This is a genomic window from Brachybacterium sp. p3-SID957 (assembly GCF_025144775.1).
In the GTDB taxonomy this organism is placed as follows: Bacteria; Actinomycetota; Actinomycetes; order Actinomycetales; family Dermabacteraceae; genus Brachybacterium; species Brachybacterium epidermidis.
Genome location: NZ_JALXKT010000054.1, coordinates 1 through 22,250, shown reverse-complemented (window position 1 = coordinate 22,250; position 22,250 = coordinate 1). Strand labels below are relative to the sequence as shown.

The window sequence follows — 22,250 nt, the reverse complement described above, 5'->3', positions numbered from 1 at the left end:
CCCGGGCCCCCCCCCCCGGGCCGGCGCCGACTCTCGGACCGACAACGGCGCGCACACGCCCCTGCACTACCCTGGCACCGTGTCCCGCACTCCCGTCGTCGTCCTCATCTCCGGCACCGGATCCACTCTCGCCGCCCTGCTGGAGGCCGGTGCGCACCCGGACTGCCCCTACGAGATCGTCGGTGTGATCGCCGACAAGGAGGCCGCGGGCCTCGCCCACGCGCGCGCTGCGGGCGTGCCCACCGCCGTGGTGCGCCTGGCCGACCACGCCGACCGCGCCGCGTGGGATCGCGCGCTCGCTGAGGCCGTCGCCGGCTTCTCCCCGCGCCTGGTGGTGCTGGCCGGGTTCATGAAGCTGCTGGGAGCACCGCTGCTGGAGGCCCATCCCGGGCGCATCATCAACACCCACCCCGCCCTGCTGCCCTCCTTCCCCGGAGCCCACGGCGTGCGCGACGCCCTCGCGCACGGGGTGAAGGTCACCGGCGCCACCGTGATCGAGGTCGATGCCGGTGTGGACACCGGTCGTATCCTCGCCCAGGTCGCCGTCGAGGTGCGCGAGGACGACACCGAGGCCACCCTCCACGAGCGCATCAAGCAGGCCGAGCAGCCGCTGCTGGTGGACGTGGTGCGCCGACTGACCGCCGCGAACCGAACCGAACAGGAGCCCATCGCGTGACCACTTCCGACCGCCGCCCCTTCCGCCGCGCCCTGCTGTCCGTCTACGACAAGAGCGGCATCGTCGAGCTGGCCCGAGCGCTCGCCGACGCCGGCTGCGAGATCGTCTCCACCGGCTCCACCGCGGCCACCGTCCGCGAGGCCGGGATCGAGGTCACCGACGTCGAGCAGATCACCGGGTTCCCCGAGATGCTCGATGGCCGTGTCAAGACCCTGCACCCCCGCATCCACGGCGGGATCCTCGCCGACCAGCGCCTGGAGGACCACGTCTCCCAGCTGGCCGACCACGACATCGCCCCCTTCGACCTGGTGGTGGTGAACCTCTACCCCTTCGCGGAGACGGTCGCGGCCGGCGGCAGCTTCCAGGAGATCATCGAGAAGATCGACGTGGGCGGCCCCACCATGGTGCGCGGCGCCGCCAAGAACTTCGCCTCGGTGGCCGTCGTGGTCGAGCCCGAGGACTACGCCGAGGCCGCCCGTGCAGCGGGGGCCGGTGGCTTCACTCTGGGGGAGCGGCAGGAGCTGGCCGCGGCTGCCTTCCAGGTCACTGCCGGGTACGACGAGGCGATCGCCGCCTGGATGATGGGCGCCCTGGACGGGGACGACGCCCAGGACGCCGACGGCGCCGAGCAGGACGAGGCGGAGGAGGTCAGCGACACCTACCTGCTGGACATGAGCGATGAGGACGCTGTCACCATGGGCTTCGCCACCACCCTGCGGTACGGCGAGAACCCCCACCAGCGCGCCCGCCTCGCCGTGGTCGACGAGGAGGATCCCGGTCTCGCCGGCGCTGAGCAGCTCGGCGGCAAGGCCATGAGCTACAACAACTACGTCGACGCCGACGCCGCGCTGCGTGCTGCCTACGACCACGACCAGCCCTGCGTGGTGGTGATGAAGCACAACAACCCCTGCGGCATCGCCGTCGCGCGCGAGGGCGAGGACATCGCCGCCGCCCACGCCCGCGCCCACGGCACCGACCCGGTCTCCGCCTACGGCGGGGTGATCGCCGCCAACCGCATGGTCACCCTGGCGATGGCTCAGCAGGTCAAGCCGGTGTTCACCGAGGTGATCCTGGCGCCCGGCTACGAGGCTGAGGCCCTCGAGCTGCTGCGCAGCAAGAAGAACCTGCGGATCCTGCAGGTCGCCGACCGGCCCCGCGGCGGGGTGGAGATCCGCACCATCTGGGGCGGCACCCTGGTGCAGGACGTCGATGCCCTCACGGCCGGAGGGGACGACCCTGCCACCTGGACCCTGGCCGCCGGGGAGGCCGCCGACCAGGACACCCTCGCCGACCTCGCCTTCGCCTGGCGGGCCGTGCGGGCGCCCAAGTCCAACGCGATCCTGCTGGCCAAGGACGGTGCAGCCGTCGGCATCGGCATGGGCCAGGTCAACCGCCTGGACTCCTGCCGGCTGGCCGTGGCCCGCGCCAACACCCTCGGCGAGCATGCCGAGGGCGAGCAGGCACCGGAGCGGGCACGCGGAGCCGTCGCCGCCTCGGACGCCTTCTTCCCCTTCGCCGACGGTGCCCAGATCCTCATCGACGCGGGCGTGACCGCGATCGTCCAGCCCGGCGGCTCCATCCGCGACGACGAGGTGATCGCGGCCTGCCGCGAGGCAGGGGTGACCCTCTACCTCACCGGCACTCGCCATTTCGCTCACTGAGCCCGACGGCACTCGGCACTCGGCTCGCGCCTCGCGGACGCAGGGGTCACGGAAAGCTGTCGGACCGGGGCAATAGAGTGAGTGGTAACCCAGGCGAGTGATCGAAGGAGAGCAACGGTGAAGATCCCCGACAACCAGAGTCTGCGCGAGTACATCGAGCACCTGCGGGACGAGGGCTACTCCGTCACCGACGGCCACACCCCGGACCCGGACCTGATCGACCCGCAGGGCAACCCGGTGTACACCTGGCAGGAGGGGTACCCGTACGAGACGCGCATGGACCGCGACGAGTACGAGCTGGAGAAGTACCGCCTGCAGGTGGAGCTGCTGAAGTACCAGTACTGGCTCGAGGACAACGACCAGAAGTCGATCATCATCTTCGAGGGGCGCGATGCGGCCGGCAAGGGCGGCACCATCAAGCGCTTCACCGAGCACCTCAACCCCCGCACCGCGCGCGTGGTCGCGCTGAACAAGCCCAGCGACCGCGAGCGCGGCCAGTGGTACTTCCAGCGCTACATCCAGCACCTGCCCACCTCCGGGGAGATGGTGCTGTTCGACCGCTCCTGGTACAACCGCGCCGGCGTGGAGCGGGTGATGGGCTTCGCCTCACCGGAGCAGTACGAGACCTTCATGAACCAGGTCCCGCACTTCGAGCGGATGCTGGTGGACTCCGGCATCCACGTCACCAAGTTCTGGTTCTCCGTGTCCCAGAAGGAGCAGCGCACCCGCTTCGCGATCCGCCAGCTGGACCCGGTGCGCCGCTGGAAGCTGTCCCCGATGGACCTGGAGTCCCTGGACCGCTGGGACGCGTACACCGAGGCCAAGCTGGAGATGTTCCGCCGCACGGACAAGAAGTACGCGCCCTGGACCATCATCCGCTCCAACGACAAGAAGCGCGCACGGCTCAATGCGATGCGCTACTTCCTGTCCCAGTTCGAGTACGAGGGCAAGGACCACGACGTGGTCGGTGAGCCCGATCCGAAGCTCGTGATGCGCGGCAAGCAGGAGGAGGCCGACGAGTAGTCGGTCCCTGCGAGGGCGGTCCTGCCCTGAGGCGTCTCATGCCTCCCGGTGGATGGGTCCGCGGTGGTAGCTCTTGCCTGCGTGCATCTGGTTCTGCCCCAGCTCACAGCAGGTCAGCAGAGTGTAGTCGTGCTCGCAGAACCAGTCGAGCAGCGGCGGCACCGTTGCCACGGACGCCTTGTGGATCTCGTGCATCAGCACGATCGCGCCACGCGTGCACTGCGAGGTGATCTCCTGGAGGTTGCGGTCCACGTCGCGGTGCTTCCAGTCCAGGCTGTCCACGCTCCACAGCTGCAGGCTCTGCTGATGGACCCCCGCCTGCCGGTCCACCCTGGCGTTCTCGGCGCCGTACGGGGGCCGCATATGGCTGGGAGTTCTGCCGGTGACCTCGGCGATCACCTGGGTGGTGCGGTCGATCTCCCGCTCCAGTCGCTGCGGTGACACGTGCGACAGGTCCGGATGGGACCAGGAGTGACCACCGATCTCGTGTCCGTCGGCCGCGGTGGCTGCGGCGGGGGCCGGAGCTGCCGTGGCCGACTGCCCGATGAAGAAGAACGTCGCGGCGGCGCCGTGGCTGGCCAGGTGGGATCGCAGTGTCGCGTTCAGCTCCGGGCTGGGGCCGTCGTCGAAGGTCAGAGCGACGGCACGGAGCCTGCGGGCGTCCGGGGCGGTGACGGCCGACGGCGGCGTGCCGGGCTCGGCCAGGGGAGCCAGCTGGGTCCGAGGCCCCGGCCCTGTCGATTCGCGTGCCGGGTGTGCCGTCAGCACCGGTTCATCGTCATCGTAGGATTCCTCGCCACGACGCTGGTCCGGGTCCGGCACGGTGACCTGGCCGGGGTCGAACTCGGCCGGATGGGCGATGGCGTCGCGGATCTGCTCGCCCAGCTCGGACAGCAGTGCGGAACTGGGCCCTGCTGCGATCTCTACGAGAGCCTCTCCGTGGCCCTCCGTGAACGGTGCTGCCGGGAACAGCAGTCGGATTGTGCCGTCGGCGGCGGGGATGATCGCGGGCCCGTTCCCCCAGGGGCGCGGCTGTTCCTGCAGCTGCGCGACCATGCCCTCCGCATCCGCCCCGGGCAGGGAGCGTGCCCCCTGCCGCACTTGCTCCACCAGCTCGCCCCAGTTCTCGGGCCGGATCAGAGCGGGGGAGGTGACCGCGCGGTCCCCCTCAGCGTGGTACCAGACCACGCTTGCGCAGGGACCGTCCGCATCGACCACGTCCAGGAGCACTCCCAGCATGGGGGCGGCCGAGGCGATCACCCGGCCGCTGATACTGGGTGCAGCAGTCCCCTGCCCTCCCTCGCGCATCCGGGACTCGCGCAGGAGCTTGGAGACGGTCATGTCCAGCGCCTCCGACAATCCTCGTGCCCCGCCCGGACGCGGATAGACCGCCGACACGTCCAGAGCCCCGGAGAGATCCACCGGTCTGAGGTCGTGCACCAGGGAGGAGCAGTCCTCCAGACCGCTCACCAGGGACCGTGCCAGTTGCTGGGGAGTGGGTGGCGTCGATGCGCGGGCGGCCTTCGAATTGCCCCCGCCGGTCGGCCCGGCACCGGGGCCTGGGCCCTGGTCCGAGCGACCATCCGTGCATGCGCTGAGCACGGTGCACACCCCGAGTGCGCACGCACCGGCCACCGAGGAACGCAGCACCACCCGGCGAGAGTGCCCCACTCCGCCGTGCCGCGCCCCCTCGTGCTCCGTCGCCGTTGAGATTCGAGCTCCCGAGTCCATCTCGCCCCCGCCGTGATCGCATGGGCCGCTGCGGCCCGTCCTTGTTGCGAGCTCGAACATACTGCTGTGGTGGGCGAGCGCGCATCCCTCGAAGGTCGAGGCATCGAGAGCGAGTATCAGTCTGCGGGTGGAGGCGGCTCTCAACCCTGGCGGGTCTCGTCGTCGTCCTCGGCGGTGCCGAACTCCTGCTCCGCTGCCAGTGTCGGGATCGTGCCGGTGGCCGTGGGCCGTACCGGGCGGGTCATCGAGGCGGGGGAGAGCAGGCCCTGGAGCCGACGCTCGTCCAGCAGGCCCCTCTCCAGCACCAGCTCCGCCACGGGGCGCCCGGTGGCGAGCGCATCACTGGCCACCTCGGTGGCGGCGGCGTACCCGATCACCGGTACCAGCGCGGTGATCACACCGATCGAGTGGCGCACGTACCCGTCCACCACCTCGCGGTTCACCTCGATACCGGCGATGCAGCGCTCGGCCAGGGCGGTCATCGCCCGCGTCATGATCCGCGTGGACTCCAGGATGTTGAAGCAGATCACCGGCTCGAAGGGGTTCAGCTGCAGCTGGCCGCCCTCAGCGGCGAAGGTGACGGTCATGTCGTTGCCGATCACCTCGAAGGCCACCTGGTTGACCACCTCGGGGATGACCGGATTGACCTTGCCCGGCATGATCGAGCTGCCGGGCTGGACGGCAGGCAGTCGCAGCTCGGCGAAGCCCGCACGGGGCCCGGAGGAGAGCAGTCGCAGATCGTTGCAGATCTTGGAGATCTTCACCGCGATGCGCTTGAGCACACCGGAGAAGGTGACGAACGCGCCCGTGTCACTGGTGGCCTCCACCAGATCCGCGGAGACGGAGAACGGGATCCCCGTGAGCTCGGCGAGCTCGCGCGTGGCCAGCTCCGCGTAGCGAGGATCCGAGGTGATGCCGGTGCCGATCGCGGTGGCCCCCAGGTTGACCTCCCGGAACAGTCGCGAGGTGCGGGTCAGGCGCTCGACGTCCTCCGCGATGGTGGTGGCCCAGCCGTGGAACTCCTGGCCCACGGTCATCGGCACCGCGTCCTGCATCTGGGTGCGGCCCATCTTCAGGACCTCGGAGAACTCCTCGCCCTTCTCTCGCAGGGTCCCGATCAGCTGGTCCATCGCCTCGGCGAGTGCCGGGAACGACAGCAGCATCGCCAGGCGCACCGCCGTGGGGTACACGTCGTTGGTGGACTGGCCCAGGTTCACATGGTTGTTGGGATGCAGCTGCTCGTAGTCGCCCCGCTCCAGGCCCAGGATCTCCAGCGCGCGGTTGGCGATCACCTCGTTGGCGTTCATGTTGGTGCTGGTGCCGGCGCCGCCCTGGATCATGTCCACCACGAAGTGCTCGTGCAGGGCACCGTCCACGATCTCCGCGCAGGCCTGCTCGATCGCCTCGGCCCGGCGCTCGTCCAGGGCTCCCAGCTGCCGGTTCGCGCGAGCCGCTGCCCGCTTGACCTGCGCCAGCGCGATGATCAGCTTGGGGAAGTGGCTCACCGGCACCCCGGTGATGTGGAAGTTCTCCTGGGCGCGCAGGGTCTGGATCCCGTAGTAGGCATCGGCAGGCACGTCGCGGTCGCCCAGCAGGTCGTGCTCGCGGCGAGTGGCGGAACTGGTCATCGGGGGAGTCCTCCGGGGGATGGATGCGTGCGGCCGCGTCGACGGGGCCGGCGGGGAGGGGCCGCCGGGGCGTGCCGACGGTCCGGGGCCGACGGCGCTGCCGGCCCCGCTCAGCGTATCCCGCGCCGGGGCCTCCCGAGCCGGATCGGCGGCACCGTACGATGGGCCGGTGATCTCCGACCCCTCGCCGTTCACGGTGCGCGCGGCGCTCCGACGCCAGGCCGTGCTCACCGTGGCACTGCTCGCGCTGGCGGTGATCCTGGTGGTCGGTGCGCTGGGTGCGGTGCCGCTGGCCGGGATGCTGCTCGCGGCACTGTTGGCCGTGCTGGCCGTGGTGCGACTGGTGCTGCCCACCGCCGCCGTCGGGGCGCTCGCCGTGCGCTCACGCGCCGTGGACGCCGCCGTGATGCTGGTCATCGCGGCGGGGCTCGCCGTGCTCTCGACCTCACCGAACCTCTGATCCACGGGAGCGCCTCAGCCCCAGGGGACCTGAGAGTCGTCAGTCCTGGACCAGGACCATGCGTCCGTCACCCAGGCCGTACACCCCGCCCACCACGGACAGCAGTCCGGAGTGCTGGGCCTCGCGCACCAGGGCGGAGCCGGCCGTCAGTTCGGTGATCGTGCCGCGCACGTGCCGGGCCACCGCGTCATGGGAGGGATCCTCGGGATCGAGGTGGTCGCGCACGCCCTCCACCAGGGCGGGCATGGAGCCGGGCAGGTCGTGCCCGTCGGCCAGGTAGCGCTGGGCCGCGGCCACGGCGCCGCAGGACTCGTGCCCCAGCACCAGGGCCACGGAGACCCCCAGCTGCGCCACCGCGAACTCCACCGATGCCACCACCGAGCGGTCCAGCACGTGTCCCGCCGTCCGCACCACGAACAAGTCGCCGAACCCCTGGTCCAGCAGGATCTCCACGCTCACCCGCGAGTCCGAGCAGGCCAGCACCACGGCGTGCGGGTGCTGACCGTCGGTCAGGGCCCGACGATGCGCATCGTCCTGGTGGGGGCGGCGCGGGCGGCCCTCGGCGAAGCGGAGGTTGCCGTCGATCAGGGCCTGCAGCGCCTGTGACGGAGTCGGTCGGGAGCGGGGGTCCGGTGCGTTGGAGAACACGCGAGACAGTGTGACACGATCAGGATCGTGCCCACCGATACCGCGCGCCTGCACGCCGTGTTCGACCTCGCGATGAGGATCGGTGAGGGCCTGCTCTCCAACGGTGCTGCCGCCTCCGAGGTCACCGCGACCGTCCTGCGGGTCACCAGCTCCTCGGGCCTGCGCAACGTCTCGGTCCAGGTCACCTTCGACGAGGTGACCATCTCCTATCTTCCCGATCAGCTCTCCGCGCCCTTCACTCGGGTGCGCTCGGCGAGCGCGAGGGTGCAGGACTTCTCGCGCCTGGCCGCCTTCGAGGACATCACCCACCGCTACATCGCCGGTGACCTCGACCTGGACGAAGCCCGGCGCCTGGCCGAGGAGATCCCGCGCCAGAAGGCCGCCTACCGCCTGGGACTGGTCACCGCCGGCTTCGCGATGATGGGCGGTGCCGCTGCCCTGAGCCTGGGTGCCAAGCCCCTGGTCGCCACCGCCGCGACCCTCGCGGCCGGGATCCTGATCCTGTCCGGGGAGTACCTGACCCGGTGGCGCATCCCGCAGTTCTACTCCCAGGCCCTGGGGGGACTGGTCGGTGTGCTCACCGCGGTGGTGGTGGACATGATCGACCCCACCGTTAACTCCTCGATCGTGGTGGTGGCCTGCATCATCGTGCAGCTGGCGGGACTGACCTCCTTCGGCGCGATGCAGGATGCTGTCACGGGCTGGTACATCACCGCCTCCGGGCGGATCCTGGAGACCCTCATGCTCACCGTCGGCGTGGTGGCCGGGGTCCGCGGGGGACTGCTGCTGGCCGATCGGCTGGGGGCCGACATCTCGGTGAGCGCCTCCATGCCGGTCTCGCTGATCTCCGTGCTGGTGCTGGTGGTCTCCGGTGCCGGGATGGGCCTGGGCTACGGAGTGGGCACCCAGGTGCCCGCCCGCATCCTCGCCTGGACGGCCGTGGTGGCCGTCGGCTCGGCGGTCACCTCCCACGTGCTGTCGGGGCTGGTGCTGGACCGGGTGTACGCCGTGGCCATCACCGCGTTCCTGGTGGGCGCGGTCTCCGTGGTGATCGGCGACCGGCTGCGGGCCCCCGCCCTGGCCATCGTGATGGCAGGTGTGATCCCCCTGGTCCCCGGCAGCCGCATCTTCCGGGGCCTGCTGGGGCTGGGCAGCGACGTCGCCGAGGGCGCGGTGGAGCTGTTCGGCGCCGCCGAGGTGGCGGTGGCCATCGCCGCCGGCGCGATCCTGGGCCAGCTGGCGCTCGCCCGGCTGATCGCACGACTGCCGCACGGCCGCATCCCCTACACCCCGATCATCTCCTCCCCGTTCACCACGCTGCGCAGGCGACGTATGTCACTGGGTCTGCGGCGATCAAGACGAAAGGGCCGGGCGGCGCATCTCGAGCCGTCTACGATGACCGGTGAGATGACAGCGCTGTCGCCCAGCCTCCTCGAGGAACTCGAGAGCTCCCCGGTGCGGCGCTCCGATCACAAGGAGACCTGATGAGCAGCCCCGCGATCCTCGCCACCGGCGCGTACTCCCGCAGCGGCACCGGCCGCGGCAATGGAATAGAGCTGATGCGGCTGACACCGGGGCAGGGACAGGCCGCTTGCGGCGTCGAGCGCCTGGCCTCCGTCGAGCTCGAGAATCCCACCTTCCTGCTGTGGAGCCGTGACGGCACCCTGCTGTACGCCGTGCTGGAGACCTCGCCCAGCCGCCTGGTGGCGCTGCGCGTGAGCGAGGACGGCACCACCGCCGAGCTGGTCGCCGACCTCCCCCTGCAGGGGGAGGGGGCGTGCCACCTGGCCTACGGCCACCGCGCCCGCACCCTGGTGATCGCCGACTACGGCTCCGGCTCGGTCGAGACGGTCACCCTCGACGAGCAGGGCGTACCCGTGGAGCTGGTCGACTTCGACAGCCACCGCCACCACGCCGACGGCCTGGACCCGCACCCCCACCAAGTGGTCCAGATGCCCGGCACCGAGCTGCTGGCCGTCCCGGATCTGGGGCTGGACCGCGTGTTCCTCTACGCGCAGGACACCACCGGCCAGATCGACCTGGCCGGCGAGATCCCCCTGCGCCGGGGCAGCGGGCCGCGCCACCTGGTGGCCGACCACGAGTCCGAGCTGCTGCACATCTCCTGCGAGCTCAACGGAACGGTCGCCACCGCCGTGAGGCAGGAGGGCGACAGCGACCCGAACCTGCCCCGCCCGGTGCGCGGTGCCCAGTACCGCTGGACGGTGCGCACCACGGTGCAGGCCAGCGGGCATGAGGGCACCAATGCGCTGTCCCACCTCGAGCTCACCGCCGATGAGGGGCACCTGCTGGTCGCCAACCGCGGCCCGGACACGATCTCCCTGCTGTCCCTGGTGGCCATGCGCCCCCGGCTGGTCGCCGAGATCGAGGTGGGGGCCCACCCCCGCCACTTCACGCAGCTGGGCGACCTGGTGCTGGTAGCGGCGCAGGAGGCCGACCGCATCGACGTGCTGCGCGTGGAGGGCGAGCGCCTGAGCACAGTGGGGGAGCCGATCGAGTCCCCCTCGGTGGCATGCCTCGCCGTTCGTCCCTGACGCGCGTCCCTGACCATGGGCCCGGTGCCTTATAGACTCTCCAACCGCTGAAGAGAACATCCCGGGGACCTCGGATCCGACCGGGACGGCGTCCGTCACGGAAGGATTCTGATGACCACACCTGCCGGCCACGAGAGCACCACCGCCCCGGGTTCGGCACCCGGACCGGACGCGGATGCGCAGCCCCAGGGGCTGCTGTCGACCGCACCGGACCGCGCCCGGGCCGCACAGCGAGTGGAGGAGGCGTTCGCGCAGTCCTTCGGGTACAGCCCCGACGGCGTATGGTCCGCCCCTGGCCGTGTCAACATCATCGGCGAGCACGTGGACTACCAGGACGGCCTGTGCCTGCCTATGGCCATCTCCCACCGGTGCTTCGCAGCCGCCGCACGCACCCCCACCGACCGTGTGCGCCTGCGGTCCCTCCAGAGCGACGTGGAACTCGACATCGACGCGGGGGAGCTCACCCCCGGTGTGGTCGAGGGATGGCCCGCCTACGTGGCCGGAGTCCTGTGGGCGCTGCGCTCGTTCATCTCCGGCTCCGCCACGCAGGGCATGGACGTGCTGATCGACGGCCACGTGCCGCTGGGTTCGGGACTGTCCAGCTCCGCGGCACTGGAGTGCGCCACCGCCGAGGCCATCGAGTCCCTGCTGAGCCTGGGAACCACACCCCTCGAGCGGGTCAAGGCCGCGATCACCGCGGAGACCGAGTTCGCCGGTGCCTCCACGGGAGGCCTGGACCAGTCCGCCTCGGTGCTCTCCCGCGCCGGGCACGCCCTGTTCCTGGACTGCCGCGACTTCTCCACCCGCCCCGTGCCGTGGGACCTGGCCTCCCAGGGCCTGGCGCTGCTGATCACCGACACCCGCGCCGAGCACTCGCACGTCGACGGCGAGTACGTGGCCCGGCGCGCCGACAGCGAGCGCGCCGCCGAGCTGATCGGTGTGCCCACCCTGCGCGAGGTCCGCTTCGAGCAGCTCGAGGAGGCACTGGGCCGCATCGAGGACGACACTGTGCGCCGTCGCGCCCGGCACGTGATCACCGAGATCCGGCGCGTCGAGGAGTTCGACGGGCTGCTGTCCTCCGGCAGCGTGCGAGACCACCTGGCGGAGCTCGGCGGCCTGCTGAACGCCTCCCATGACTCCCTGCGCGATGACTACGAGGTCACCGTGCCGGCGCTCGACGTCGCCGTGGACGCGGCCCGTGCCGCGGGGGCCCACGGCGCCCGCATGACCGGGGGCGGCTTCGGCGGCTCCACGATCGCCCTGGTGGAGGCGGAGCAGGCCGAGGCCGTGGCCGGTGCCATCGCCCACGCCTTCCGCGAGAAGTCGCTGGGTGAGCCGGTGTTCTTCCTGGCCCTGCCCAGTGAGGGCGCCGGCCAGGACCGCTGACACGCGGGCGGGCGCGCCCTCAGCCCGCCGGCGGGGCGGGGGTGCGCAGCCACTCCTCGACCCCGCCCAGCAGGCGGGCGCGCACCTGCTCGGGTGCGCTGGACAGCCGGATCGAGGACGCGGCCAGGTGGGCCAGCTCCCCGTCGTCCATGCCGATGGCCCGGGCGGTCTCGTACTGGTCCAGCAGACGCGAGTTGAACAGCAGCGGGTCGTCCGCGCTCAGAGCGATCAGGGCGCCCGCATCGACCAGGGTGCGCAGCGGCACGTCGGTGGCCTCCCGGAACACCCCCAGGGACGCGTTCGAGGCCGGGCACACCTCCAGCCCGATGCCTCGCTCCACGATCTGCTCCAGCAGGCGGGGATCCTGGGCCGCCCGCACGCCGTGGCCCAGACGGTCGGGCGCCAGGCTGTCCACCACCTCGCGCACGTGGTCCGGGCCCAGCAGCTCACCGCCGTGCGGGACCGACAGCAGGCCCGCCTCCCTCGCGATCCGGAAGGCGGGGGCGAAGTCACGGGTGTCCCCGCGGCGCTCGTCGTTGGAGAGCCCGAAGCCGACCACCCGGCCCGGCTCCCGCTCGGCGTGGCGCGCGGCGAGCCGCGCCAGGGTGCGGGCATCCAGCGGGTGACGGGTGCGGGAGGCGGCGATGATGATGCCGATGCTCACGCCCGTGGTGTCCTCGGTGAGGCGGGCCTCGTCCAGCACGATCTCGATGGCCGGGGTCAGTCCGCCCACGTGCGGCGCGTAGCTGGTGGGATCCACCTGCAGCTCGAGCCGCCCGGAGCCCTCGGCGGCGTCGTCCTCGGCGGCCTCCCGGATCAGGCGCCGCATCGCCCCCTCGGAGTCCACCACCGCGCGCGCCGCGTCGTACTGCCGCTGGAAGCGGAACCAGCCGCGATGCGTGGGCTCCACCTGCAGGGCCGCGTCATCGGTCAGGGAGCGCGGCAGGCGGATCCGCCGTTCCGCCGCCAGGTCCCACAGGGTCTGCGGGCGCATCGAGCCGGTGAAGTGCAGGTGCAGGTGGGCCTTGGGGAGCGCCGCGAGGTCCCGGCCCGTCCCGGTGCTCACTGCGGAGCCGGTGCTCACGATCCGAGCAGGGCGATCACCCGGTCGATGCCCTCGGCCAGGTCCTCGTCGCTGAGGGCGTAGGAGAACCGCAGGTGGCCGGGCGCGCCGAAGGCCTCTCCCGGCACCGCGGCCACCTCTGCCTCCTGCAGGATGACCGCGGCCAGCTCGGTCGAGGTCTCCACGTGCGTGCCGCGGATCTCCTTCCCCAGGGCGCCGTGCACGTCCGGGAAGGCATAGAACGCCCCGGTGGGGGTGGGGACCGTGAAGCCGGGCACCTGGCAGAGCTTCTCGACCATGAGCCGGCGCCGACGGTCGAAGGCCTCGCGCATCTGGTCGATGGGCTCCATCGGGCCATTCAGAGCGGCGATCGCGGCGCGCTGGGCGATGTTGTTGACGTTGGAGGTGAGGTGGGACTGCAGGTTGCCGGCCGCCGCGATCACGTCCTCGGGGCCGATCATCCATCCCACCCGCCAGCCGGTCATCGCGTAGGTCTTGGCGACCCCGCCCAGCACCAGCGTGGAGTCGGCCAGCTCGGGGACGACGGACAGCACCGAGGTGAAGGGGGTGTCGTCGTAGGTGAGGTGCTGGTAGATCTCGTCGCTGATCACCCACAGCCCGTGCTCGAGCGCCCACTGCCCGATCTCCCGCAGCTGATCGGCGCTCATCACCGCACCGGTGGGGTTCGAGGGGGAGCACAGCAGGATGGCCCGGGTGGCGTCGGTGCGGGAGGCCTCCAGCTGGGCGAGGCTGGGCAGGTACCCCTGGTCGGCGCCCGCGAGCACCGTGACCTCGCGGCCCCCGGCCAGGCGGATCGCCTCGGGGTAGGTGGTCCAGTAGGGGGCCGGCAGCAGCACTTCGTCGCCCGGATCCAGCAGGGTCGCGAAGGCCTGGTACACGGCCTGCTTGCCGCCGTTGGTGATCAGCACCTGGCCCGGCTCCACCGTGAGGCCGTCCATCCCGGTGGCGCTGTCCGCCACGGCCTGGCGCAGGGCGGGCAGGCCGGCGGTGGGGGAGTAGCGGTGATTGGCGGGGTCGCCCACCGCATCCCGTGCCGCGTCCACGATGTGCGCGGGGGTGGGGAAGTCCGGCTCACCGGCGCCGAAGCCGATCACGGGACGACCGGCGGCCTTGAGGGCCTTCGCGGTGGCGTCCACGGCGAGGGTGGCGGACGGGGCGATGGAGCTGATGCGCCGTGAGATGCGGGCGCGGTCGGCTGCAGGGAAGGAGGCGGCGAGGCTGCGATCGTCGTCGGTGGTCACGCCCCCATCGTGGCAGAGGCGGGCCGGGTTCGTCAGGAAGTCCGGCCCATGTGATCTGCCCCGGGTCGATTCGCACCGGGTCCGTGAGGCTTGTATGCTGATCGCTGGCCCGAACCGCTACGGCGCGTCACAGCACCCCACCGTGCTGCCGCGGCGTGCCCCCGGGCCGCGCGGGGATCCTTCCCCGCGAAGGGTAGTGGCGCAATTGGTAGCGCAGCGGTCTCCAAAACCGCAGGTTGCAGGTTCGAGCCCTGTCTACCCTGCCCGTCCGTCCGGGCCCGCCCGGCCGGATGCGGATGACCTCGACGAGATCGGACAGTCCACACGTGAACTCCAGCCAGCACGCACCGTCGGCGCCCGCGCGCGGCGACGGTCGGGGAAACGGGTCCAGCAACCCGTTCCTGGCCATCGGTCTGTTCATCCGCCAGGTCATCGCAGAGCTCAAGAAGGTCGTCGTCCCGACCCGCAAGGAGCTGATCGTCTACGCGATCACGGTCCTCGCGTTCGTCATCGCGATGATCCTGTACATCTTCGGTCTCGACTTCGTCTCCAGCTGGCTGTCCCGGATCGCGTTCGTGGTCCCGGACCAAGGGCTCTGAGCTCGCGTCGAGACCCGGCCGGGTCCGCGACCAGGCCCGATCCGATCCACAGCCGCCAGGAAGGCAGGTTCACGATGGTGAGCGACCCGAACGCATCCCGTGAGGACTCCTACGACGACGTCGACGACACCCTGTCGTTCTCCTCGTCCCCCGAGACGCAGAACGCCTCTGCCGAGGAGCAGGTCGATGTTGCCGTGCAGACCGAGGCTGCCGATGACGCCCTGGGCACCTTCGACTCCGTGGACCCCGACGGCGAGGGCCTCGGAGTGAGCGCCGACGCCGAGGACGCGCTGGATGCCACGGATGCCGGCGATGCCGAGGCCGAGGCGGATGCCGTCGCCGATGCGGGTGAGGAGATCGCCGAGCAGGCCGATGATGCTGCCACGGCGGAGGAGCGCGCCGCCGGGGAGCCCGAGGAGGAGGACCCGCTGGTCGCCCTCAAGCGCCAGCTGCGCTCCGCCCTGGGCGAGTGGTACGTGATCCACTCCTACTCCGGTCACGAGAACCGGGTGAAGACCCAGCTCACCACCCGTATCGAGACCCAGGACATGGAGGAGTACATCTTCCAGGTCGAGGTCCCGATGGAGGACGCCACCGAGGTCAAGGGCGGCCAGAAGAAGGTCGTGCGACGCGTGCGCGTGCCCGGCTACGTATTGGTGCGCATGGAGCTGACCGACGAGTCGTGGCGAGTGGTGCGCGACACCCCCGGCGTCACCGGTTTCGTGGGCAACGCGACCGATCCCACGCCGCTGACCTTCGACGAGATCTACTCGCTGCTGGCACCGTCCGTGGGCCTGCCCGAGAAGAAGCGCAGCGGCTCGGCCACCAAGGCCGCCGCCGCACAGAAGATGCCGGCGTTCGAGGTGGGCGAGTCGGTCACCGTGATGGACGGCCCCTTCGAGACCATGCCCGCCACCATCTCCGAGATCCACACCGAGGCGCAGAAGCTGCAGGTCCTGGTGTCGATCTTCGGTCGCGAGACCCCGGTCGAGCTGGGCTTCGACCAGGTCGCGAAGATCTGAGACCTCGGACGTCGACGAAGATCACTCCCGATCCCCCTCGACGTCCGCGCGGCGCTCCCGTAGCGTCGCACCCGGCCCTCGCCGCGCCGGAACCCCGGTTCCCGGTGAAATGGCCCAGGGCCGATTGTGGGAGGAGCGCCTGATGAGCTCCGCCCGGACCACGACACAGTAAGGAAGAGCAATGGCTCCCAAGAAGAAGATCGCGAGCGTCATCAAGCTCCAGATCCAGGCCGGCCAGGCCACCCCTGCGCCGCCCGTGGGTCCCGCGCTCGGCGCTGCCGGCGTGAACATGATGGAGTTCGTCAAGGCCTACAACGATCGCACCGCCGACATGCGCGGCAACATCGTGCCGGTCGAGATCACGGTGTACGAGGACCGCTCGTTCACCTTCATCACCAAGACCCCTCCGGCCGCCGAGCTGATCAAGAAGGCAGCGGGCCTGCAGAAGGGCTCCGCGACGCCGCACACCGACAAGGTCGGCAAGATCACCCAGGCTCAGGTCCGCGAGATCGCGGAGACCAAGATGCCTGATCTGAACGCGAACGACATCGAGGCCGCGGCGAAGATCGTCGCCGGCACCGCTCGTTCCATGGGCATCACGGTGGAGGACTGACGACATGGCATTCCGCAGCAAGGCTTACAAGGACGGCGCCGCCAAGATCGAGGACGGCCGCCTCTACTCGCCGCTGGACGCCGTGCGTCTGGCCCAGAAGACCAGCCCGTCGAAGTTCGACGCCTCGGTCGAGGTCGCGATGCGCCTGGGCGTGGACCCGCGCAAGGCCGACCAGATGGTGCGCGGCACCGTCAACCTGCCCAACGGCACCGGCAAGACGGCCCGCGTGATCGTGTTCGCCACCGGCCCCCAGGCCGACGCCGCCCGTGAGGCCGGCGCCGACGAGGTGGGCGACGACGAGCTGATCGAGAAGGTCGCCGGCGGCTGGACCGACTTCGACGCGGCCGTGGCCACTCCGAACCTGATGGGCAAGGTCGGCCGTCTGGGCCGCGTGCTGGGCCCCCGTGGCCTGATGCCGAACCCCAAGACCGGCACCGTCACCATGGACACCGCCAAGGCCGTGTCCGACATCAAGGGCGGCAAGATCGAGTTCCGCACCGACCGCGCGGCGAACCTGCACTACATCATCGGCAAGGTCTCCTTCACCGATGAGCAGCTGGTGCAGAACTACGTCGCGGCGCTCGAGGAGATCCTGCGTCTGAAGCCGGCCTCCTCCAAGGGCCGCTACATCACCAAGATCACCGTGTCCACCACCATGGGCCCGGGCATCCCGGTCGACGTGAACCGCACCCGCAACCTCCTGGAGGACACCGACGAGTCCTGAGACTCCTCGGTTCCTCTCACGGCGCCCCGTCCACCCCAGCGGTGGGCGGGGCGCCGTCGTCGATAACGGGGCCGCCGTGCGCCGGTCTGTAGTGCCCACCGCGAAGCACCCACCGCACAGTTCCCAGCGCACTGCGCGGCCCGCCGTCGGCGCGAGCAACGCTGCTAATACGATGAGTCCGGGATGCGAGACACCATGGTGATTTCGGGACCTTCGAGGTGAGCGTCGCCGATGAGAACCGGGACCCTGTATGCGCCGGAGCAGAGCAGCTCCGCACGCCTCCCGCGGATGCACTGGGACCGCCGGAGGCCCCTATGTGTCTGGAAGGATCCTCTCCCCATGACTGAGTCCCGACCTCCACGCAACACCGAGCCGCCTTCTCGCCAGGGTCCGGGCGGCACCGGAGCCACCGCCCTTGGGCCCGATGGCACCACGGCACCGCGCATGCGCTTCGCCCCCGACACCCTGCGCCACGGCCCCTCGGCCGAGGACCGCTCCTTCATCGGCCACCCCGGCGGTCTGCCGTGGATGCTGCAGGTGGAGATGTGGGAGCGCTTCAGCTGGTTCGGCATGCGCGCGATCCTGCTGTACTTCCTCGTGGACACCGTCGCCAACGGCGGCCTGGGGCTCTCCACCACCGCCGGACAGGCGGTCGTCTCCGCCTACGGCGCGGCCGTGCTGCTCATGACCATCCCTGGCGGCATTTTCGCCGACCGCATCCTGGGCCCGTGGATGTCCACCCTGGTCGGCGGCTCCATCACATCGGCTTCATCGCCGCCGCGATCGGCATGGCGCTGGCCCTCATCTCCTTCTGGTACGGCCGCAAGAAGCTCTCCACCTTCGCGTACACCGTCCCGAACCCGCTCAAGCCAGGGGAGGGGAAGAAGCTGCTGGGCCTCGCGGTGGTCATCGCCGTGGTCGCCACGGTGCTGGTGGTCCTGTTCCAGCTGCTGCTGGGGGAGCTCACCAGCGCGATCGCCTGGGCGCTGTTCCTGTTCGCCCTCGGCACCGCCGGCGTCTACTTCGTGACCATGGTGAAGAGTCCCAAGGTCACGCCCGAGGAGCGGGTGCACCTGGGCGCCTTCGCCCCGCTGTGGGTGGGCAACGTCCTGTTCGTGCTGATCTTCGAGCAGGCCGCCGGAAAGATGGCCACCGTCGCGCTGGAGCACACGGACCGTTCGGTGCTGGGCCTGTTCGAGCTCACCCCCGAGACGTACCAGTCCTTCAACCCCACCTTCGTGCTGATCCTCGCCCCGATCCTGGGCTGGCTGTTCCTGAAGCGGCAGGGGCGCTTCCCCTCCACGGCGCAGAAGTTCGCGATCTCGCTGGTGATCATCGGTATCTCGGCGCTCATGATGGGCTACGGGTTCAGCGCCTTCCCGGGCGGTGCGGCGCTGGCCCCGTTCTGGTTCCTCATCGCCGTGTTCGTCGTGCAGACCGTCGCTGAGCTGCTTATGAACCCGGTGGGCCTGTCGGTTACCACCAAGCTCGCTCCGCGCCACTTCGCCTCCCAGACGATGACGCTGTGGTACCTCGCCCCGGCCGTCGGCATGGGGCTCACCTCCGTGGTCATCCAGCTCATGTCCGGTTTCTCCGACGGCGTGTACTACGCGGTCCTCGGTGGCGTGACGCTGCTCGTCTCCCTGGGCATGTTCGCGATCGCCCCCTGGGTGCAGTCCAAGATGGACGACGTGGAGACTCGGCACGATGAGACGGCCGATGAGGAGGCCGTGTCGGCCGAGGGCTGATTCCCCAGGGTCCTGAGCCCTCAACGCTCGTCAGGTGTCCCGTCCACCCCGCGGTGTGCGGGACGCTGCAGAGTCGCCCCGTTCTTCCGCTGTGCGGCATGATCAGGTCATGACGTTCATCGGAACGCTCGAGCTTCCCGGCGAGTTGGAGGACTCCCGGGCGATGCGCTGGCGACGCCGTGTGTTCGGGCCACGTCTGATCGACGGCCCTGTGCGTGGCATCGCGCTGTTCCTCATGGTGCTAAGCCTGTTGCCCACAAACTTCAATCAGCCCGGCCCGCTGTACGCGGCGACGGTGGTTGCCAGCGCGGTACTCACTCTGCTCGGGGCATGGTTCCCTGGCGCAGTTGCGCTGGCCTCCACGGTGGGATTCCTGGGAGAGATCCTTCTGTTCCCGGCATCACTGGGAAACTTCTTCCTGCCGCTGATCGTTTCAGGGGCGGTAGCGATGGTGCATCAGCGGTGGAGCGTCCTGACCGGTGCTACAGCAGGGCTTGGCCTCGCCACGATGATCCAGACCTTCTCGTGGCCGGACCCCACCACGGATCCGCCCGTCTTGGTTGACTGGGCAATCTGGCTATTCGCTATAGCCCTCGCGGGAGGAGCTTTGCTTCTCCAGACCCATCTCAATCGCGCTGTCGCCCACGCAACAGACTCTGCCGTCGAGGCAGAGCGTCAGCTGGAGCGGATTCGGCTCCAACACGCTGCTGACACGCACGACACCGTCTCAAACGCCCTGATGACCCAGAAGGCGATCATCACCGTTCTTGCCGGCTCCCCTCAGTCCACCGTGGATCGCCAGATCCTGGGTGAGCTGGCTCTGGTGAACTCGCGGGCGCAACTGGGTCTCCGGCGGCTCCTTGCGCGGATCCACGGCGCCCGGTCGTCAGCGAGCCCTGTCGATCTGCTGCGGGAGATCGAGCGCACGGTGCTCACGATCCGCTCCAGCACGGAGGCTGCTGGGTACACCATCCACAGTACCGTGAGCATCGCAGACATGCCTGTATCGGCCAGCTTCGCCGAGGAGGTTCAGCTGATCCTCTTCGAGCTGATGACGAACATTCTCAAACACTCCGGGTCGCCCGATCGGGCCACCCTGGAAGTCTCGACCACGTCCGGGGCACATGGCCGGGAGCTGATCCTCGCCACCTCGAATCCAGCATCGCCCCGCGACGATCTTCCTGCGGCACCGTGGTCGATCGAGCATCGCGCACGACGTCTCGATGGCGCCTGCACCATGGCTCAGCGGGGTCATTGGGTCCACGTGCGCGTCACGCTCCCCCTCAAGTGCCAGCCCGATCATCCTGAAGCTCATCCGTGCAGATGATGCGCTCCGACTACGTAACCGATCCAATGCTTCTATGGGAAGGACGCTGCTCATCATTCTATGCTCCGTGCTCTTCATGTTCGGGGTGCCCTCTGGTCGTACCGAGGTTCCCTCCCGCGGACCAGATATCAATTCCGAGGCCATCGCTCAGCATCCCGATGGGCACGAGATTCGGTGTCAGTTCTGGCGCTTGTTCGACCCCGCGCGGTACGCCAAGGAGTGCCTATGACGGCGAATCCGCGCCCGGGAGAGAAGGACGTCGTGCGGGTCCTGATCGTGGACGACGACACATGGACCGCACGCGCACTGGCCCAGACCATCACGGCCTCCGGTCAGATCGAGGTCGTCGCGCATGCGCACGAAGGGTCTGCTGCGGTGGAGCTGTTCCGGGCCCATCGGCCTGACGTCGTCCTCATGGATGTCTCCATGCCTCGCGGCATGAACGGCATCGATGCCACCGAGCGCATAATGCGCAACGATGCCGAGGCCAAGATCATCCTCATCACGACCTCATGCCCGAGCCTGGCGCTGCGCCGTGCCCTGGCCTCTGGAGCACTCGGAGCTGTGGCCAAGGACGCCCCCGCTGATGTGCTCGTCGACGTCGTGCTCTCCGTCATGGCAGGACCGTCGTCTGCAACGCTGCGAGAGCAGACGGCCGAGCTCCTGCACGCGGTCGATGCCTCCACTGGTACAGATCACCCGGTGCCGCGCCTCACCGCCGCGGAATTACAGACCCTGCAGCTGCTGGCCCGCGGCTGGAACTACGAGGAGATCGCCGCCCACCTCGTCATCAGCGTCAACACCGTGAAAACGCACACCAGCCATCTCCGCCAGAAGCTCGACGCACGCAACCTTCAACAGCTGCTTGTCACGGCTCGTGCGTACCGATTCATCGACCCGCCCTGACCCCGCCTGGCGGTAGTTCATTCGCCCAGATGATGCCGCGGCTCTGAGCCTCAGTGACGATGTGGATGCGAGCCGACGATGGCTCGCATCATCACCGAAGGAGATCCTCGATGAAGAACCTCACGACCAAGGCAATCCTTACTGCGACCGGAGCTCTCATCGTGCTGGGCGGAGGGCTCAGCTCCGCGAGTGCTTACACGTCCTACCTTGCTGATAGTGCGGGCCGAGCCGATGTAACCAGCACGCGCACGTCCTACTCCGTGAAGGACACCAAGGGAGATGGATATCGGGTCTACGGCGACTTCTGGCTCAATACTGGCGCCAAGCGCCAGCTGGTGACGAAGGCGTACAACCAGACCGTCTCCCAAAAGCTCTCTGGTTCGGAGAAGGTAGCGTCCTTCCGGGCGTGCCTGGATCGTCCCGTCGAGCTTGATACTTGCGCCAAGCGACAGTACATCTGATCCCCACTCTCGCCACGCCCGCCTCGGCAGCGCCACATGGCCGAGGCGGGCGCTTCCCCACTACGTACTTCCTTCACGAAAGTCTCTTCGCCCATGCTCGAGGTTCATCAGCTCGTCATCGCCTACGGCCGACGCACAGTCCTCTCCGGTGTTGATTTCACGCTTCCAGCAGGTGCGTCGGCAGCCGTGCAGGGCCGTTCTGGAAGCGGAAAATCCTCTCTGCTCGCTGCGATCCTCGGCATGGTGACACCGTCCTCGGGGGACATTACTGTCAACGGCGAGTCGGTGATCAGAATGCGCTCGGCGGCGCGGCGAGATTTTCTCCGGCACACCGTGTCCATGGTCTTCCAGCACGGTGAGCTCATCGATGAGCTCGAGCCGTCGGAGAACGTCGAGGTTGCGGCGCTGCTCGCGGGGCAGAGCCGCCACGATGCCCGTCAAAGTGCAGCGCAGCTCCTGAGTGATCTCGACGTGCAGGCCACCGGGATCCTCACACGAGATCTTTCCGGTGGTGAGCGGCAGCGCGTCGCCGTGGCCAGGGCACTCATCACGAAGCCTCAGCTCGTCCTCGCCGATGAGCCGACCGGTTCTCTCGATGCCGAGTTCCGGGACATGGTCGGTGACCTCGTGCTGTCGATACCCGAGCGGTGGGGCAGCTCTGTTCTCATGGTGACGCACGATCCGGACCTCGCGGCTCGTGCCGATTCCTCGTATCGCGTTGTGGCGGTTCCAGGAGAGTCCTCGCGGTGGGAGGCGGTTG

General features: G+C 69.5%; 21 protein-coding genes and 1 tRNA gene. 17 read left to right on the top strand and 5 right to left on the bottom strand.

The genetic code is table 11. From position 1 onward, the window contains the following. The first annotated feature begins 79 nt into the window (after nt 1–79). The 3 genes from purN to ppk2 all read left to right on the top strand — a co-directional run bounded on the left by purN (nt 80) and on the right by ppk2 (nt 3,360). Nucleotides 80–676, top strand: coding sequence for a phosphoribosylglycinamide formyltransferase (purN, locus tag M3B01_RS11305; protein ID WP_259792169.1), 597 nt, complete (start codon nt 80–82; stop codon nt 674–676). Beyond that, a complete protein-coding gene (gene purH / locus M3B01_RS11300; protein WP_259792166.1) occupies nt 673–2,337 on the top strand; it encodes a bifunctional phosphoribosylaminoimidazolecarboxamide formyltransferase/IMP cyclohydrolase in 1,665 nt (554 codons plus the stop codon). The genes purN and purH overlap by 4 nt, the downstream gene beginning before the upstream one ends. Nucleotides 2,338–2,454: 117 nt before the next feature. Beyond that, complete coding sequence (gene ppk2 / locus M3B01_RS11295) at nt 2,455–3,360, top strand: polyphosphate kinase 2 (protein WP_193864401.1); 906 nt, start codon at nt 2,455–2,457, stop codon at nt 3,358–3,360. Nucleotides 3,361–3,396: 36 nt separating this feature from the next. Here ppk2 and M3B01_RS11290 read toward each other — a convergent pair whose 3' ends face one another. After that, nucleotides 3,397–4,830, bottom strand: coding sequence for a polysaccharide deacetylase family protein (locus M3B01_RS11290; RefSeq protein ID WP_259792164.1), 1,434 nt, complete (start codon nt 4,828–4,830; stop codon nt 3,397–3,399). Nucleotides 4,831–5,231: 401 nt separating this feature from the next. After that, nucleotides 5,232–6,719: an aspartate ammonia-lyase gene (locus tag M3B01_RS11285; RefSeq protein ID WP_259792162.1), complete on the bottom strand. Its 1,488-nt coding sequence runs from the start codon at nt 6,717–6,719 to the stop codon at nt 5,232–5,234. A gap of 169 nt (nt 6,720–6,888) precedes the next feature. On the opposite strand from M3B01_RS11285, the gene M3B01_RS11280 reads away from it, so the two are divergent. Continuing rightward, a complete protein-coding gene (locus M3B01_RS11280; RefSeq protein ID WP_259792160.1) occupies nt 6,889–7,179 on the top strand; it encodes a DUF3017 domain-containing protein in 291 nt (96 codons plus the stop codon). A gap of 39 nt (nt 7,180–7,218) precedes the next feature. Here M3B01_RS11280 and M3B01_RS11275 read toward each other — a convergent pair whose 3' ends face one another. Further along, on the bottom strand, nt 7,219–7,827 hold the full coding sequence (locus tag M3B01_RS11275) for a carbonic anhydrase (RefSeq protein WP_259792158.1): 609 nt from the start codon (nt 7,825–7,827) through the stop codon (nt 7,219–7,221). 27 nt (nt 7,828–7,854) lie between these two features. Here M3B01_RS11275 and M3B01_RS11270 point away from each other — a divergent pair, with 27 nt between their 5' ends. From M3B01_RS11270 to galK, 3 genes are all read left to right on the top strand, one after another. Continuing rightward, a complete protein-coding gene (locus M3B01_RS11270) occupies nt 7,855–9,312 on the top strand; it encodes a threonine/serine exporter ThrE family protein (protein ID WP_259792156.1) in 1,458 nt (485 codons plus the stop codon). Beyond that, nucleotides 9,312–10,379, top strand: a complete 1,068-nt coding sequence (locus M3B01_RS11265; RefSeq protein WP_259792155.1) for a lactonase family protein — start codon at nt 9,312–9,314, stop codon at nt 10,377–10,379. Before M3B01_RS11270 ends, M3B01_RS11265 begins: the two co-directional genes overlap by 1 nt. Before the next feature lie 111 nt (nt 10,380–10,490). Then, nucleotides 10,491–11,765 carry a galactokinase gene (gene galK / locus M3B01_RS11260; RefSeq protein ID WP_259792153.1) on the top strand — a complete coding sequence of 425 codons (1,275 nt, stop codon included), beginning with the start codon at nt 10,491–10,493 and terminating at the stop codon, nt 11,763–11,765. A 19-nt stretch (nt 11,766–11,784) separates the two neighbouring features. On the opposite strand, the gene M3B01_RS11255 is transcribed toward galK, so the two are convergent. Then, a complete protein-coding gene (locus tag M3B01_RS11255; protein WP_259792168.1) occupies nt 11,785–12,759 on the bottom strand; it encodes an adenosine deaminase in 975 nt (324 codons plus the stop codon). A gap of 86 nt (nt 12,760–12,845) precedes the next feature. Beyond that, complete coding sequence (locus tag M3B01_RS11250) at nt 12,846–14,090, bottom strand: pyridoxal phosphate-dependent aminotransferase (protein WP_259792151.1); 1,245 nt, start codon at nt 14,088–14,090, stop codon at nt 12,846–12,848. A gap of 190 nt (nt 14,091–14,280) precedes the next feature. Here M3B01_RS11250 and M3B01_RS11245 point away from each other — a divergent pair. From M3B01_RS11245 to M3B01_RS11200, 10 genes are all read left to right on the top strand, one after another. Continuing rightward, nucleotides 14,281–14,353, top strand: a tRNA-Trp gene (locus M3B01_RS11245). 63 nt (nt 14,354–14,416) lie between these two features. After that, a complete protein-coding gene (secE, locus tag M3B01_RS11240; protein ID WP_193864408.1) occupies nt 14,417–14,689 on the top strand; it encodes a preprotein translocase subunit SecE in 273 nt (90 codons plus the stop codon). Nucleotides 14,690–14,766: 77 nt separating this feature from the next. Next, nucleotides 14,767–15,711 (top strand): transcription termination/antitermination protein NusG, encoded by a 945-nt coding sequence (nusG, locus tag M3B01_RS11235; RefSeq protein ID WP_259792149.1) that lies wholly within the window; start codon nt 14,767–14,769, stop codon nt 15,709–15,711. A gap of 181 nt (nt 15,712–15,892) precedes the next feature. Then, nucleotides 15,893–16,324 carry a 50S ribosomal protein L11 gene (gene rplK / locus M3B01_RS11230; RefSeq protein WP_193864410.1) on the top strand — a complete coding sequence of 144 codons (432 nt, stop codon included), beginning with the start codon at nt 15,893–15,895 and terminating at the stop codon, nt 16,322–16,324. A 4-nt stretch (nt 16,325–16,328) separates the two neighbouring features. Further along, complete coding sequence (rplA, locus tag M3B01_RS11225) at nt 16,329–17,048, top strand: 50S ribosomal protein L1 (protein WP_193864411.1); 720 nt, start codon at nt 16,329–16,331, stop codon at nt 17,046–17,048. A 728-nt stretch (nt 17,049–17,776) separates the two neighbouring features. Beyond that, a complete protein-coding gene (locus M3B01_RS11220) occupies nt 17,777–18,796 on the top strand; it encodes a peptide MFS transporter (protein WP_259792147.1) in 1,020 nt (339 codons plus the stop codon). A 109-nt stretch (nt 18,797–18,905) separates the two neighbouring features. Further along, nucleotides 18,906–20,123, top strand: coding sequence for a hypothetical protein (locus M3B01_RS11215; protein WP_259792146.1), 1,218 nt, complete (start codon nt 18,906–18,908; stop codon nt 20,121–20,123). Between the two features lie 225 nt (nt 20,124–20,348). After that, complete coding sequence (locus tag M3B01_RS11210; RefSeq protein ID WP_193864414.1) at nt 20,349–21,029, top strand: response regulator transcription factor; 681 nt, start codon at nt 20,349–20,351, stop codon at nt 21,027–21,029. A 110-nt stretch (nt 21,030–21,139) separates the two neighbouring features. Beyond that, a complete protein-coding gene (locus M3B01_RS11205; RefSeq protein ID WP_193864415.1) occupies nt 21,140–21,490 on the top strand; it encodes a hypothetical protein in 351 nt (116 codons plus the stop codon). Between the two features lie 93 nt (nt 21,491–21,583). Continuing rightward, nucleotides 21,584–22,250, top strand: a 667-nt coding sequence (locus M3B01_RS11200; protein ID WP_259792145.1) for an ABC transporter ATP-binding protein, incomplete at its 3' end; no start/stop codon positions are given.